14 protein-coding genes and 1 tRNA gene are annotated in these 15,369 nt (G+C 53.9%); 6 read left to right on the top strand and 9 right to left on the bottom strand.

What is annotated here, in order from left to right; translation table 11 throughout:
- Positions 1-159: 159 nt before the first annotated feature.
- A complete protein-coding gene (locus ACP3TA_RS07345) occupies positions 160-648 on the bottom strand; it encodes an FxsA family protein (RefSeq protein ID WP_069100392.1) in 489 nt (162 codons plus the stop codon).
- Positions 649-1,017: 369 nt separating this feature from the next.
- Between ACP3TA_RS07345 and aspA the strand changes: the two genes are divergently transcribed.
- The 6 genes from aspA to ACP3TA_RS07315 all read left to right on the top strand — a co-directional run bounded on the left by aspA (position 1,018) and on the right by ACP3TA_RS07315 (position 6,983).
- Positions 1,018-2,454 carry an aspartate ammonia-lyase gene (gene aspA, locus ACP3TA_RS07340; RefSeq protein ID WP_004929659.1) on the top strand — a complete coding sequence of 479 codons (1,437 nt, stop codon included), beginning with the start codon at positions 1,018-1,020 and terminating at the stop codon, positions 2,452-2,454.
- A gap of 249 nt (positions 2,455-2,703) precedes the next feature.
- Positions 2,704-4,005, top strand: coding sequence for an anaerobic C4-dicarboxylate transporter (locus tag ACP3TA_RS07335; protein ID WP_046897952.1), 1,302 nt, complete (start codon positions 2,704-2,706; stop codon positions 4,003-4,005).
- Positions 4,006-4,114: 109 nt separating this feature from the next.
- Positions 4,115-4,438: a divalent cation tolerance protein CutA gene (gene cutA, locus ACP3TA_RS07330; RefSeq protein ID WP_206196397.1), complete on the top strand. Its 324-nt coding sequence runs from the start codon at positions 4,115-4,117 to the stop codon at positions 4,436-4,438.
- Entirely contained in the window at positions 4,414-6,129 is a 1,716-nt protein-coding gene (locus ACP3TA_RS07325; RefSeq protein ID WP_206196398.1) for a protein-disulfide reductase DsbD, read from the top strand. Before cutA ends, ACP3TA_RS07325 begins: the two co-directional genes overlap by 25 nt.
- A 42-nt stretch (positions 6,130-6,171) precedes the next feature.
- The gene (dicD, locus tag ACP3TA_RS07320) at positions 6,172-6,747 is read left to right on the top strand and encodes a division control transcriptional repressor DicD (RefSeq protein ID WP_015376374.1); all 576 of its coding nucleotides are present in this window, start codon (positions 6,172-6,174) and stop codon (positions 6,745-6,747) included.
- Between the two features lie 160 nt (positions 6,748-6,907).
- Positions 6,908-6,983, top strand: a tRNA-Phe gene (locus tag ACP3TA_RS07315).
- Between the two features lie 967 nt (positions 6,984-7,950).
- On the opposite strand, the gene ACP3TA_RS07310 is transcribed toward ACP3TA_RS07315, so the two are convergent.
- The 8 genes from ACP3TA_RS07310 to ACP3TA_RS07275 all read right to left on the bottom strand — a co-directional run bounded on the left by ACP3TA_RS07310 (position 7,951) and on the right by ACP3TA_RS07275 (position 15,367).
- Complete coding sequence (locus ACP3TA_RS07310; RefSeq protein WP_046688092.1) at positions 7,951-8,235, bottom strand: hypothetical protein; 285 nt, start codon at positions 8,233-8,235, stop codon at positions 7,951-7,953.
- A gap of 137 nt (positions 8,236-8,372) precedes the next feature.
- A complete protein-coding gene (locus tag ACP3TA_RS07305) occupies positions 8,373-8,918 on the bottom strand; it encodes a helix-turn-helix transcriptional regulator (protein ID WP_071845104.1) in 546 nt (181 codons plus the stop codon).
- Between the two features lie 138 nt (positions 8,919-9,056).
- Entirely contained in the window at positions 9,057-10,019 is a 963-nt protein-coding gene (locus ACP3TA_RS07300) for a hypothetical protein (RefSeq protein ID WP_128868668.1), read from the bottom strand.
- 226 nt (positions 10,020-10,245) lie between these two features.
- A complete protein-coding gene (locus ACP3TA_RS07295; RefSeq protein ID WP_033641600.1) occupies positions 10,246-10,773 on the bottom strand; it encodes a fimbrial protein in 528 nt (175 codons plus the stop codon).
- A gap of 11 nt (positions 10,774-10,784) precedes the next feature.
- Positions 10,785-11,372, bottom strand: a complete 588-nt coding sequence (locus ACP3TA_RS07290; RefSeq protein ID WP_050594395.1) for a fimbrial protein — start codon at positions 11,370-11,372, stop codon at positions 10,785-10,787.
- Positions 11,365-11,979, bottom strand: coding sequence for a fimbrial protein (locus ACP3TA_RS07285; RefSeq protein ID WP_033641599.1), 615 nt, complete (start codon positions 11,977-11,979; stop codon positions 11,365-11,367). The genes ACP3TA_RS07290 and ACP3TA_RS07285 overlap by 8 nt, the downstream gene beginning before the upstream one ends.
- Before the next feature lie 49 nt (positions 11,980-12,028).
- Complete coding sequence (locus tag ACP3TA_RS07280; RefSeq protein ID WP_033641598.1) at positions 12,029-12,778, bottom strand: fimbria/pilus periplasmic chaperone; 750 nt, start codon at positions 12,776-12,778, stop codon at positions 12,029-12,031.
- Positions 12,779-12,835: 57 nt separating this feature from the next.
- Positions 12,836-15,367, bottom strand: coding sequence for an outer membrane usher protein (locus ACP3TA_RS07275; RefSeq protein WP_050594394.1), 2,532 nt, complete (start codon positions 15,365-15,367; stop codon positions 12,836-12,838).
- Positions 15,368-15,369 lie beyond the last annotated feature (2 nt).

Raw genomic sequence — 15,369 nt, 5'->3', positions numbered from 1 at the left:
AGATTTAGGGTTGTACACCGGATGGTTGTTATTACCGGCCTCGTGGCATTTGAGATGGGGGCGTTCCAGCCCCCTTCAAGGGGGCGAACAAAAAAAATTTCGCATTTTTGGTCCGACGAGTGCCGCAGAGATGAAAAACGCGGCCAGAGCCGCGTTTGCTTAACGATCGTGAGGTTTGCGACCCTCGTCCGGGCGGTGTTCCAGCACCGGGCGTTCATCGTCCTTGCGCTGGAATTCGCCGTCGAAGGTATTGCCGTTGGCGGCGTCACCGCCCGTCCAACCGCCGGGGCGATACACCGACAGGTGCGGCATCAGTTTCAGCGTCAGCGATTTTTGCACCGGCGGCAGCAGCAGCAACAGGCCGAGGAAATCGGTGAAGAAACCCGGTATCAGCAGCAGGAAGCCCGCCAGCACCAGCGAAACGCTTTTCACCATTTCCGCCGCCGGGCTTTCGCCGGCCGCCAGTTTTTGCTGCATCTGCACGAAGGTTTTCATGCCCTGATTGCGCACCAGCGAAATGCCGACGCAGGAGCTGAACACCACCAGCAGCAGGGTGACAGCCACGCCGAGCACGGCGGCGACTTTGATAAAGATGGATATTTCTATGTAAGCCAGCAGAAATATCAGCAGTAGCGGTAACCAGCGCACCTGGTTCTCCTATCGGTAGGTAAGGCACGGCCGCCACGGGGCGACGGCGCGAAAAAAGAGGCCGTAAACGGCCGACACTATTACAATGAGGGCATCCCCCCACCATTTCAACCGAGAGCCGGTTTTTATTGCTAAAGTTCACAAACGTGAAAGAAGTCACAGAACCGAAAAAGGGCATATCCTTAAACACCATAAGGTGATCTGGATTCAGTCATTTCTTACCAACCAGCATATGATCTGGGCAGCTACGGGCGATTTGGTTAATCGTTTCACGCCCCAAGCCTTCGGCAATATTAATTTAGGCTGTGCCCTTACTAGCCTTGACCTGACAAATTATTAATTCGGCAGCAACACATAGAGAAGGTTCTCATGTCAAACAACATTCGTATCGAAGAAGACCTGTTAGGAACACGTGAAGTCCCCGCAGACGCTTACTACGGAGTTCACACTCTGCGTGCGATTGAAAACTTCTACATCAGCAACAGCAAAATCAGCGATGTCCCCGAGTTCGTTCGCGGCATGGTGATGGTGAAAAAGGCCGCGGCGATGGCCAACAAAGAACTCAAAACCATCCCGCGCAAAATCGCCGACGTGATCATCCAGGCCTGCGACGAGGTGCTGGATAAAGGCAAGTGCATGGATCAGTTCCCGGTGGACGTATTCCAGGGCGGCGCGGGCACCTCGCTGAATATGAACACCAACGAAGTGCTGGCGAACATCGGCCTGGAGCTGATGGGCCATCAAAAAGGCGAATACCAGTACCTGAACCCGAACGATCACCTCAATAAATGCCAGTCCACCAACGACGCCTACCCGACTGGGTTCCGCATCGCGGTGTACGCCTCCAACCAGAAACTGATCGACGCCATCAACCAGCTGCGCGAAGGCTTCGATCGCAAGGCGAAAGAGTTCGAAACCATCCTGAAAATGGGCCGCACCCAGCTGCAGGACGCGGTGCCGATGACCCTCGGCCAAGAATTCCACGCCTTCAGCGTGCTGCTGAACGAAGAGACCCGCAACCTGCACCGCACCGCGGAGCTGCTGCTGGAAGTGAACCTCGGCGCCACCGCCATCGGCACCGCGCTCAACACCCCGGAAGGCTACCAGCCGCTGGCGGTGCAAAAACTGGCGGAAGTCAGCGGCCTGCCGGTGGTGCCGGCGGAAGACCTGATCGAAGCCACCTCCGACTGCGGCGCCTACGTGATGGTGCACAGCGCGCTCAAACGCCTGGCGGTGAAACTGTCCAAAATCTGTAATGACCTGCGCCTGCTCTCCTCCGGCCCGCGCGCCGGCCTGAACGAAATCAACCTGCCGGAGCTGCAGGCGGGATCGTCCATCATGCCGGCCAAAGTGAACCCGGTGGTGCCAGAAGTGGTCAATCAGGTGTGTTTCAAGGTGATTGGCAACGACACTTGCGTTACCATGGCGGCCGAAGCGGGCCAGCTGCAGCTGAACGTGATGGAGCCGGTGATCGGCCAGGCGATGTTCGAGTCGATCCACATCCTGACCAACGCCTGCTACAACCTGCTGGAAAAATGCATTAACGGCATCACCGCGAATAAAGAAGTCTGCGAACACTACGTCTTCAACTCGATCGGTATCGTCACCTATCTGAACCCGTTCATCGGCCACCATAACGGTGACATCGTCGGGAAGATCTGCGCCGAAACCGGCAAGAGCGTGCGCGAAGTGGTGCTGGAACGCGGCCTGCTGACCGAAGCCGAGCTGGATGACATCTTCTCCGTGGAGAACCTGATGCACCCGGCCTATAAAGCTAAACGCTATACGGATGAAAATGAACAATAACAGACCTACCCGGTAGCCCTGAAAGGCACGCTAAATCCTCTGGATAGCGTGCCTTTTTACTTTTAGGCGCCCACAAAATTTTAACGTTTTATTTTCAATTTACACCCTAAATCATTGGGACTGCATCAAGGCGGCAAGAGCGCAAGTCCCCAGGAGCTTACTCAAGTAAGTGACTGGGGTGAGCGCTCGCAGCCAACACCGATGCAGTTTCAAGGATGACGGGAAATCTCATTTTAAGGAGTAAACACTATGCTAGCCGTAGAATTGGTTATCGTTCTGCTGGCCATCTTTTTAGGGGCCAGGTTGGGCGGTATCGGTATCGGGTTCGCGGGGGGACTGGGCGTATTGGCGCTGGCGCTGATCGGCGTCAAACCGGGCAACATTCCCTTCGACGTCATCTCCATCATCATGGCGGTGATTGCGGCGATCTCCGCCATGCAGGTCGCCGGGGGGATGGACTACCTGGTGCAACAGACCGAAAAACTGCTGCGCAAGAACCCCAAGCACATCACCATTCTCGCCCCTATCGTCACCTACTTCCTGACCATCTTCGCCGGCACCGGCAACATCTCGCTCTCGGCGCTGCCGGTGATCGCCGAAGTGGCGAAAGAACAGGGCATCAAGCCTTGCCGCCCGCTGTCGACCGCCGTGGTGTCCGCCCAGATCGCCATCACCGCCTCGCCGATCTCAGCCGCGGTGGTGTACATGTCTTCGGTGATGGAAGGCCACGGCGTCAGCTACCTGCACCTGCTGATGGTGGTGATCCCGTCCACCTTCTGCGCGGTGCTGGTGATGTCGCTGCTGGTAACCTGGCTGTTCGACTCCAAACTGTCTAACGATCCGGTGTACCTGAAACGCCTGGAAGAAGGCCTGATCACCCTGCGCGGCAACAACGCGCTGGCGATCAAACCACGCGCCAAAACCTCGGTGCTGCTGTTCCTGCTCGGCGTGCTGTGCGTGGTCGCCTACGCCATCATCAACAGCCCGGGCCTGGGTCTGGTGGCCAAGCCGCTGATGAACACCACCAACGCCATTCTGATCATCATGCTGAGCGTCGCCACGCTGACCACCCTGCTGTGCCGCGTCGACACCGACATGGTGCTGAACTCCAGCACCTTCAAGGCCGGCATGAGCGCCTGTATCTGTATCCTCGGCGTCGCCTGGCTGGGCGATACTTTCGTCCAGGCCAACATCGATTGGATCAAAGAGACGGCCGGCAGCGTCATTCAGGCGCACCCGTGGCTGCTGGCGGTGATCTTCTTCTTCTGCTCGGCGCTGCTGTACTCGCAGGCCGCCACCGCCAAGGCGCTGATGCCGATGGCGCTGGCGCTGAACGTGTCGCCGCTGACCGCCGTCGCCTCCTTCGCCGCCGTTTCCGGCCTGTTCATCCTGCCGACCTACCCGACATTGGTCGCCGCGGTGCAGATGGACGATACCGGCACCACGCGCATCGGCCGCTTCGTGTTCAACCACCCGTTCTTCATTCCCGGCACCATGGGCGTGATTTTCGCGGTGGTATTCGGCTTCCTGCTCGGCAGCGTCATGCTGTAAGGCGTAGACCGGGGCTGCGGCCCCGGTTTTCTTTCTGGCGATAAACTCGCCTTCTAGCCAATCCGCCTTCAGGGTATAGTGCCCATTCGAACCGATGAGAGGGCTGAAGATGTCTGATTGCGAAGCTGTCGTCATACTCTGTACCGCACCCGATGAAGCCAGCGCCCAGGAACTGGCGGCGCGGGTCCTGGGCGATAAGCTGGCGGCCTGCGCCACGCTGCTGCCCGGCGCCACCTCGCTGTATTACTGGGAAGGGAAACTGGAACAGGAATACGAAGTGCAGATGCTGTTCAAAAGCGATCGCCGCCGTCAGCAAGCCCTGCTCGACACCCTGAAACAACATCACCCAAACCAGACGCCTGAGCTGCTGGTCTTGCCGGTGATGGCCGGAGATAAAGACTACCTGTTATGGATCAACGCTTCATTAAACTGATTTTGCTGCTGTGCAGCCTGTGCTTCCTGCCGCAGGCGGCGCAGGCTTCGCTGTTCGCGCCGAAGGGCGGCAGCCAGTTCGTACCCGTCGATCAGGCCTTCGCCTTCGATTTCAAACAGCAAGGCGGCCAGGTGACGCTGAACTGGCAGATCCGCCCCGGCTATTACCTGTATCGCCAGCAGATCAAACTGGTGCCGCAGCAGGCGACGCTCGGCGCCTTTACCCTGCCCGAAGGGCTGAGCCACAAGGACGAGTTCTTCGGCGAAGTGGCGATTTTCAAACAGCAGCTGAATCTGCAGGTGCCGCTGCAACAGGCGGCGGCCAACGCCAGCCTCAGCGTCACCTATCAAGGCTGCGCCGAGGCCGGCTTCTGCTATCCGCCGGAAACCCGAACCATCCCGCTGGACGCGGTCAGCGCCACCGCAGCCGCGCCGCTCTCGGCCTCTGCACCGGCTGAAGCCCCCGCCGCACCGGCCAGCCTGCCGTTTTCGCCGCTGTGGGCATTGCTGATCGGCATCGGCATCGCCTTCACCCCGTGCGTACTGCCGATGTATCCGCTGATCTCCGGCATCATCCTCGGCCGAGACCGGCCGCAAAGCAGCGGCCGCATTCTGGCGCTGGCGCTGGTTTACGTGCAGGGCATGGCGCTCACCTACACCCTGCTGGGCTTGGTGGTGGCCGCCGCAGGATTGCAGTTCCAGGCGGCGCTGCAGCATCCTTACGTGCTGATTGGCCTGTCGGCGCTGTTCATCGCGCTGGCGCTGTCGATGTTCGGCCTCTATTCCCTGCAGCTGCCCTCGGCGCTGCAAACCCGGCTGGCGAGCTGGAGCAACACCCAGCGCGGCGGCTCACTGACCGGCGTATTCCTGATGGGCGCGCTGGCCGGGCTGATCTGTTCCCCCTGCACCACCGCGCCGCTCAGCGCCATCCTGCTGTATATCGCCCAAAGCGGCAATCTGTGGGCCGGCGGCGGCACGCTGTACCTGTACGCGCTGGGGATGGGCATTCCGCTGGTGATCGTCACCCTGTTCGGCAACCGCCTGCTGCCGCGCAGCGGCCCGTGGATGCAGTACGTGAAAGAGGCCTTCGGCTTCGTCATTCTGGCGCTGCCGGTGTTCCTGCTGGAACGGGTGATCGGCGATCTGTGGGGCATGCGCCTGTGGAGTCTGCTCGGCCTGGCGTTCTTCGGCTGGGCCTTTGCCCTGAGCCTGAGAAGCGCGCGCGGCTGGGCGCGCGCCCTGCAACTTCTGTTGCTGGCGGCGGCGGTGATCGCCGCACGGCCGCTGCAGGACTGGGCTTTCGGCGCCGACCAGGCGCACCTGGCGCCTCAGCCGCACCTGGCCTTTACCCGCATCAACAACGTCGAACAGCTCGATCTCGCGCTGCAACAGGCGCGGGGCAAGCCGGTGATGCTGGATCTGTACGCTGACTGGTGCGTGGCCTGTAAAGAGTTCGAAAAATACACCTTCAGCGACGCCGCGGTGCAGGCAAGCCTGGCCAACGCGGTGCTGCTGCAGGCGGATGTGACCGCCAACGGTGCGGAACAGGCGGCGCTGCTGAAACACCTGCAGGTGCTGGGGCTGCCGACGATCCTGTTCTTCGATCCGGCGGGCCGCGAGCTGACGGCCGAGCGGGTCACCGGTTTTATGAAGGCAGAAGCCTTCAACGCGCATTTGCAGAAAGTGATGTGATAACTGACACTGAAGATCGGAAGCGAATGGGAGGAAGCACAAGTGCAACGTGAACACGTCCTTGATACCGCGCTGGGCCTGTTGGAACAACAGGGCCTAGCGACCGCCACATTAGAGATGCTGGCGGAAAAACTCGACGTTCAGCCCGGCGATCTCAAACGGTTCTGGCCGGATCGCGAAGCGCTGCTGTACGACTGCCTGCGCTACCACGGCCAACAGATCGACACCTGGCGCCGCCAGCTGCTGCTGGACGAAAACCTGAGCCCGCAGCAAAAGCTGCTGGCGCGCTATGACGTGCTGGCGGAATACGTGCAGCAAGACCGCTACCCCGGCTGCCTGTTTATCGCCGCCTGCAGCTTCTTCCCGGAAACGGATCATCCGATCCACCAACTGGCGGAGCAACAGAAGCTGACCTCGCTGGAGCTGACCCGCGAGCTGCTGCGCGACATGGATGCCGACGACGCCGACATGGTGGCGCAGCAAATGGAGCTGATTCAGGAAGGCTGCCTGAGCAAACTGCTGGTAAAACGCCAGCTCCAGGACGTATCGGTCGCCAAACGGCTGGCGGAAGACATCTTGCAGGTGGCGCAGTGCCGCCGCAACGGGGCGTTGAGCTGAATCGGCAGGGTTGGCAGCGCCACCAACTCGAGGCGATAGCCCCAACAGGCGCATTTTTTGCGCCCTTTGCCTGAAAAGCCAGCAACCGGAGGCATTTTCGCGTATTTCACGCATAAAGCCGTTGACGGCTTTCGGCTAATACGGTTTAATGCTGCCCGTTGCCCGGATAGCTCAGTCGGTAGAGCAGGGGATTGAAAATCCCCGTGTCCTTGGTTCGATTCCGAGTCCGGGCACCACTATTTAGAGAACCCAGCCTATGGCTGGGTTTTTGCTTTTCAGGGACTGGACTCTCCATCGAACTGCGTTCGATTATTCGGCCTAAAGGCCTCACCCTACGGGCCAGCGCTAAAGCGCTGTTCAACGCGGCGCCAGCGCCGGTTGTCCGAGTCCGGGCACCATCTTCAGAAGAACCCGCCTATGGCGGGTTTTTTGCTTTCTGAGATACGGACTCTCCATCGAACTGCGTTCGATTATTCGGCCTAAAGGCCTCACCCTACGGGCCAGCGCTGAAGCGCTGTTCAACGCGGCGCCAGCGCCGGTTGTCCGAGTCCGGGCACCATCTTCAGAAGAACCCGCCTATGGCGGGTTTTTTGCTTTCTGAGATACGGACTCTCCATCGAACTGCGTTCGATTATTCGGCCTAAAGGCCTCACCCTGCGGGCCAGCGCTGAAGCGCTGTTCAACCCGGCGCCAGCGACATAGGGCGAATGTTCCCTTGCCTACTTGGCTCCCTCCCCCCACACAAACGTTGGCTTCAAGGATAACCGGGTTACCGTATTCTCGGCATTAAGCGTGAAAGTGGCGGCACCAGGCGAGTCGTGCCCAATTTCGTTGAGGCGGAACTCACTCTCTGGTAAAAATGCTACGCCATACATTTCCGAAGCGACGTCAATGATGACGTCGTAATGCCAACCACCTGGAAGCATGGCCGTAGCCTTGAATAGACAACTGCCTTTTCTTCATATGCTGCGCATGTTTGTAGAATGAATACATGCTTAAGCAGAATAAAAATATCGCGAAATAAAACAAATTCACTTCACCTTTCCCTTGGTGTAGATAATGCCCAGCGAAAATGACGCAAGCCACCATCACTGCCAACGAAAAAATTCACCGAGCTTATGGTCTTAGTCGAAACAACAGGCCATTTAGTCAATGAGCACAAAAAAAGCAGGGGATACCCCTGCTTGTCATTTAAAATCAATATTACTGGCATATCGGTGAGTATTTTTTCATAAACGGCGATTCGCAGATCGCATTCACGATATCACCTTTATCTTTCTCTTTTGGCTTGGCGCTTGAGTTGGTATTGCCACCACATTGCCCGCCATTTTTCCCCTGGCCATTGATGCATTGGCCAAAGTCGCTATTGCCGGCACCGCTGGCGTTGCCATTATTGCCCTGCACATTCTGATTACCGTTAAAACCGGCGTGCGCGTAAGACGCCATCATGATGCAGGCGCCGAGAAGCAAAGTTGCTGTCTTTTTCATACTTTTCCCTTTGTGTTATTTAGCAATTGAATAAAACAAGATTTAATATTCCCTTGGGGAATATTAATCATAATCCATTATCTTTTAGCATTATAAAGATAGCAGATGAGAACAACTAAAATTATTCCCCATCACGGTTAGGAATACTCTGCCTCTGGGGATAGCAGCCAATAAATAAAATCATGGCTGCGGTTTAGCATCAGCTTACCCATTACCGAACGTTTATGGCTGTGCACCGTTTTAACGCTCACCCCCATTACCCTGGCGGTTTGCGATTGGTCAAACCCTCTTCTAAGATAGTTCACTACCTGACGCTCGCGACGGGTTAGAGGCTGATATACAAATCGCGTTGTGGCTCGGCTATCACTCAGTATTTTTGCCAACAGTACGAACAATTTATCAATGCTATCCGTTCGATACAGCACGCGGGAAACTTCATCAGAAATAATCGGCCTTTCCTTTATCATGACGACAGGCGTGCACCCATTTTCATGCGCCGCGCTTCGCCAACGATGAGCAATTCGTCTTGATGAAACGAATATCACATCAGGTCGGGTTACTGCATCCTGATTTAAAAAACAAAGCACCTTATTATTGGCTTGAGCATACTGATTTAAACTGCTTTTCAGACCAGCAGAAAAATAACGATTGTCATCATCGATGATAATATTGATAACCTTCATCTTTGCCTCAAAAAATCATATGCCGATATGCCCTACAAAAATTGCAGGGCACTTTCGCTTGTCGTTATTAATGCCTAATCAATTAATTAAAGGATAATCGGCCGTCTTACTTTAGCCAATTACGCAAAAACCATATAATTAATATGAATTAATGATAAGTATGGCATTACCACTGAATGGCCCTTCCTCAACATTTCCGGTGGTGTGCAAGGTCGATTCCAGATCAATAGCGACCCCACCAGTAGGAATGTTGATTTTCTTGCCAGTGATGCCGGGAACACCATCGATAGTGACGGTCGAGAAAAGACTCCCGTCAGCTTTTAGCTCTATTTTCTCACTGGCATTATTGCTCACCACAGAAATATCCGCGTTAGCCGGATAAGTACAAGAAAGCCTCACGCTCTCTTTTTTCTTATGGCCATTAACTTCGTCAGTACTTAACTGACCGTGATCCAGTGTTACCGCCCCTGCATCGATGTTGCATTCATTATTTGGCGGCGTGGGACCAATGCAGCTTTGCCCAGGGAAAGCATTATAATATACAGATGACGAAAACTGATAAACAAGCGCATAGCACAGTTTTGAGTAGGCCTCCCATTTTTTTTTAATAATACAAAATGAGGGGCTATAATCAGGATCGCAATAATAACTAAAATTAGGGTACCCACGTGCATTAAACCCAACATCTATGGGGTTTTTAACTTTTTTAGTTATAATTTTATATAGCTCCCCCATTGTCCAGGCGGTGTTCATCTCAGGATAAAGAGTTGCTTGCCATGTAGGAGATAAGGATGTCCCTACATAAGGGGCTAGGAATTGATTGAAATTGGTAAAGACCCCAATAGTGACTATACAAGAGCGCTGAAAACAAGGGTTCTGCGTCTGATCATTAACATCAATGCTCACAAGCCGGCCTGAGGCGCCTGCACCAGCATAATTCCCGGAGTTAATAAGCCCATTCACAATAGGCGCATTGGTGGTTTCCCACACCATACCTGCATTTGCTTTGCAGATATAAATAAAAACCAAAAGGGAAGACAAAATAGCACGTCTCGCCCATGGGAATTTATTTTTAAAAAAAACCGCTTTATAATTAACCATAAATTCTCTTTGCACTCATGGACGTATTAAAAATAATAAAAAAATGACATTAGTTCACACGAAAAAAGCGCTTGCTATCTTCGGTTAAGCACAGAAATAAAAAACATTACCCATCAACGGCATACCGATTTTACAATGAAGTAACGTATTGGCTTCTTGTTAGTTTAACGCTGCTGCCTTTGTTTCCTGCAACCGGGCTTTGCCCACCCAGTTGCAGAAACCCTTATTATTCATACTCCGCCGTTAACGTCGCGGTTCCAGTAAAATCTGCCCCCACCAGCATGGTTCCTGGCCGCGCAATAGGCACCGCGTAAAGCTTAGTAGGGTTGGCAGCGTCAATAATTAATTTGGTATCGCTGACGTAAGTGGTGTCGCCTGTACCTTGTGTAATACGCAAGCCAAGGTTACCCACGCTTGACTGCAGCGGTTTGCTGTCCCCCCAGGACACCGGTGCAAACCCCAGTTTGACTTTCAGATCGCCGTATCCCGCAGAACCGCCGTTACAAGATACGCTATACGGAATTTCCATTTTTTTGTACGCGACGCCGTCTATTTTATTGATGGCTACGTTGGCAAAATCCACGCTAATATCTTTACCCTCATTCAGCGTACACGTGGGTTGCTCAACCAACTTTCCGGTAAACTTTACATTTACCGCTTGCGCAGCCCCCATGGTTAGTAACCCCACGCAGATCATGGCGGCCAAGCCTGAGCCACGCACCATATTCATTTTTTCCATATTCATTATCTTCATTTGCATCTCCTTTATTGAACCTCTACGAGCAATGTGGCGGAACTGGAAAAGTCCCCTCCTCTCAGCGTGGCGCCGCTGCGCTTCACCGGTACTGCGTATAACTTTGGCGTAAGCGGATAAGTAAAATTCATCCAGGCATTCAACCTCAGCTGTTGACCATTCTCTTGCAGTAGCTTAATCGCCAAATCGTTATTGTTGGTGTGCAGCAAACCATCCCCAAAGTCCGGCGATAACCCTTGCAGGCTCACTTTCAACAACCCGGCGTTGCCGGACATATTGCCGCTACAGCTAACCTCGTAGGGGATAAGCCTTTTACCGTATTTTTCGCCATCAATTTTTGTGGTGATCAGTTCATTGAAGGACACAAAAATATCCTGGCCGCCGTTAATTTCACACTTGGGCTTGGCAACCACGGCACCTTTGACTGTAACCGTCGCCGTCGCTGCCCAACCAACCTGGCTCACCAACAACACTCCCGATAAGGTTAAGGCCGAGGTTACCGTCATAGTGGCCGCTAAGGAGAGAGAGAGCAGTAGGCTTGTCCCCACCTTTCGCCACATACAGCGCCATAACTTGCCCATTGCTTTCGCCTCAGTCATAGTTCATCCGAAAATCAATTGCGGCCTGATAGGCTCCTGCCACCATAGGCGCACGCGTGCGTTCCGCCATCACGTAAAAATTCAACGCGTCGCTTCCTATCGCCAACAACTGAGGCCGGCTACGGTGCCCCAGACGTACATCTTTTTTGTCACTGTCCAATAATCGCAACGCTATCCCGCCAGCGCCTCGTACCTTCACCAAGCGCGGATTGTCCGCATCCGCAGGGGCGTTGAAACTCACGCTCACTGCTGGCTGATAAGCATCCCAAACTTTATTGCCCCTGCGTTCGTCCTGCATGGCTGCCCCAGTACGCAAGCAATCTCGTAGGCGAAGCTGGAAGGCGACCGGCTCTGTACGCTCCCCCACTTTGGCCAGGTTGCCGGTCGCCGTTTCCCCCAACCAAACGTCCTGGCGCGCCGACACCATATCCAGCCGGCAAGCCCCCTCGGTCAATGCACCATGAACAAACAACACACCGTGATTTCCGTCTTCTGCTTTCGCAGAATTGGCCGCCAGCAAGACCAACAACAGCATGGAGACCATGCCTGCTTGACACGCCAAAGATCTGCCCTTCAGATTGCTGTAACCGTTGTCCATTTTTTGCATGACTTCTTCCCCGCTCGCTTCAACCGGTAAAACGTACCGCCGGTTTCTGTTATCCTTTTGCGTCAGGCACGACCTGGCAATCACTGGCGCCGCATTTGAATGTCAGCTCTGGGCGGCCACCGTAATCATTGATGTAGGTCAGCACCGGTGCATTGCCTAACCCAGAGGCACCCAGCGCAATGCTTCCCTTAGGCGGCACCATTAACGGTTCAAAACCCTGTGCCGTTTTTCCCTTCTTGCTGTTGCTGGCATCAACCAGCGTGATGTAATAAGGCGTTGGATTATTCACCTGGAAGCCCGTCCCCTGACGAGTCAGCGTTAACTGCTCCTGCCACGGCGTAAAAGCACTGCCTTTGCCTGGCGTAATCGCCGCCGGGCGATAGAACAGCTTGATGCGCGTCTGCAACGCTATTTGTAATGTGTTGGCTTTCTCGCTTTTAGGCGGTATTTCTCGCAGATTGAAATAGAACAGCGTCTCCCTATCCTGTGCCAACAAATTCACTGCTGGCGTCGACTGCACTTTTATTTGGCTCTGTGTTCCAGGTTCCAGCCGCTGCACCGGCGGCAATACCACTAGCGGGCTGTTAATCTTCTTGCCTTCGGCATCTTCCAACCATCCCTGCGCCAGATACGGCAGTTGAGTATTTTTATTGCTGATATTCAGACTCACCGATTTCTCGGAACCGTTAAAAATTACGCGAGTACGATCCAGCGCAATAGCGGCTTGGGCTTGACTGCTCAATACCATTGCCGACAACACACCGGCGACTGAAAATATTTTTACCATGTTCTTTTGCATAAAATTGTTCCGTCTTATAAAGCTTGCTCTTACTAAAATAGTCATGGGTTCGGCGGCTTATTCCGCTCTCGCCTCAGTATTCACGCGGCATGGCAACAGTAAGTTGCTCAACATAATATCCGTTCGAATTGTCGGTAATGTGATCCGGCATTGGGCCTTACCATCCCAATTCACTGTCATTTCAGTATTGGGTTTAATTCCGCTCAGATACACACTCCCGCCATCATTCACCAGGCCGGTCTGTTGCTGCCGACTGTTGTAGACCACCGCACCAAACGGCGGGGCGCTGCCGTCGGCCAGGCTAATCACCGCCATCGCCTTTTGCCCGGCAATCACATTAAAGCGCCGATAGCCAATCGCCCCCTCGGTTAATGTCGCCTGTACCACCGACTGCGTAGCGTCAACGTTATCCGGCAACGTGTTGAGATCGATACTCGCCTTGCTGCGGTAATAACTGTTGATATCCGCCACTACCGCTTTACCGAACATATTGGTGCGCGCCGTCGCCCCAAATCCACGCACCGGCACATCGCCCACGCCTTCGGTATCTAAAAGCAACCGCGTCCCGCCCAAAGTACTGTTGCGGTGTAGCGCCGCGCCCTTGGCGGTGGCCGTCATCCCACCTTGCAATGAGAACCCCATGGATGAGTAACTTCCCCCCTGGTAACTGGCGTTGGCGCCGATGCGCGCGTTATCACCCTCATGGGTATAAAAGCCACTTGCTGAACCTCCCCGGCGTGAAAGCCCGGTGCTCAACTGATAGTTATTGTGTTCGTCCAGCCTTTCGTAATAACCAAGCCGCTGCGTATTTTCATTACGGTTCCACGAACTGCTGTAACTGAAGTTAGAATTAACCCCCCACGGTAAGGTAAAGGATAAATACATGCCATCATCCTTGGCACCCTGAAATTTATTCCGAAAAGCCGTGAGTGACGCACTGATATTTTTCATGGCTCCCAAATCGAAATACCGCGAAAGAGCCAAACTATAACGTTCGCTAACAGGCTGGTCCCAATAAGTCTGATGACTGTAGTTGAGATAGGTACTTAACCCTAAATCGCGAAACTGCTTATTCAGCGTGATGGTATACATTTCTCGGCTTTTCCCGAGGCGACTTTCATCATAACGGGCGTCGAGGTATTCACTCATCGTCATAAAGTTCTGTTCAGAGAAACGATAACCAGCGAAGGTGATTTGGCTATCATATTCATCAAAACTCTTCGAATAACTTACCCGATAGGAGCCGCCGGTTTTGGTGCCGCCCTGTTGGGGTAATTCCGCTCGCGATTGCGTGGAGTCAAAAGACAACGCGCCAAATGCCAATAGATCGCGGCCTAGCCCCATAGATAACGCTTTATAATCGCCCCCACCCAAAGCGCCGCCATATAATGACCACCCGTTGCTCACACCCCAGGAAAACTCACCAGTAGCGAACAGAGGACCACGCACATGATGATTCCAATCAGAAGGTTTACCACCCGCGAATTTGAAACGCACCGTACCAGGGCGTGTCAGATAAGGAATATTTGCGGTATCTACTTTAAACTCCTGCACGCTGCCATCTTGCTCTTCTACCCGAACATCCAGCTGCCCGTTGATGGAATCATTAATATCCTGAATGCGGAATGGACCCGCCGCAACCCGGGTTTCATACAACACACGGCCCATCTGACTAATAACGACCTTGGCATTGCTTTTGGCTATCCCCGTCACTTCTGGCGCATAACCGCGAAGATTGGGCGGCAACATATTGTCATCCGAAGTCACGCTAAAACCGGTATAGCGGAAACTGTCGAAAATATCCGTCGCCAGATAATCCTCACCCATAGTCAAGCGAGCACCCCACTTAGGCAGCGCGCGGAAAGCATAATATCGACTCCAGTCAAAATCTTGCTGCGTTGGTAAGCCTGTGCCGGTTTGATGATTGATATTCATCTGCCAGTCAGCACGTAAACGCCAAGCCCCCAGATTGGCCCCCGCTGTTCCGTTCCCGCTTAGATTATAGGATTGTTGGCTATTCTGCTGGGTGCGCTGCACCTGTGAATTTAGATTATAATCCAGCAACAACCCTGGAATACCTTCATCCCATCGAGATGGAGGATCCCAATCCGGCGATGAATATTCCAGGTAGGCCTGCGGAATATTCAAATACAAGGTAGATGACGCCAGATCGCCTTTGGCTTCCAGACCATTAAGGCTGCCGAGATCCAAACACTGCCCGTCATGCCACCAACGTAATTTCGCTAAGGCATCTGACTTAAGCCCGAGTTTTTCAACCAGTGTTGGCGAAATACAGGCCACGCTTCCCTTGCCCTCATCTTCCGGCGCATAGAATGCGACAGGTTCTTCAGGCAACACCAGTGTGTTCAGATTAACCGACATGATATATTTCCCAGGCATAATAAAACCGCCGTGCGAAAATTGGCTCAGATCGATATTTTTCCTGTCATTTAAATCTAACACGTCGATGTTAAACTGTACCCCGTCACTTGCCTGCAACTGAGCAGGCAAACTATATATCGCCAAAGAAATGCACATTCCCAGCAGGCTTAACAGAGGCGTTTTCGATTTGTTCGCGTTCGATTTCATGG

Origin of the sequence: Serratia sp. 2C06 (genome assembly GCF_050037615.1) — a bacterium.
In the GTDB taxonomy this organism is placed as follows: domain Bacteria; phylum Pseudomonadota; class Gammaproteobacteria; order Enterobacterales; family Enterobacteriaceae; genus Serratia; species Serratia ureilytica.
This window is presented reverse-complemented; position numbering and strand designations above follow the sequence as displayed.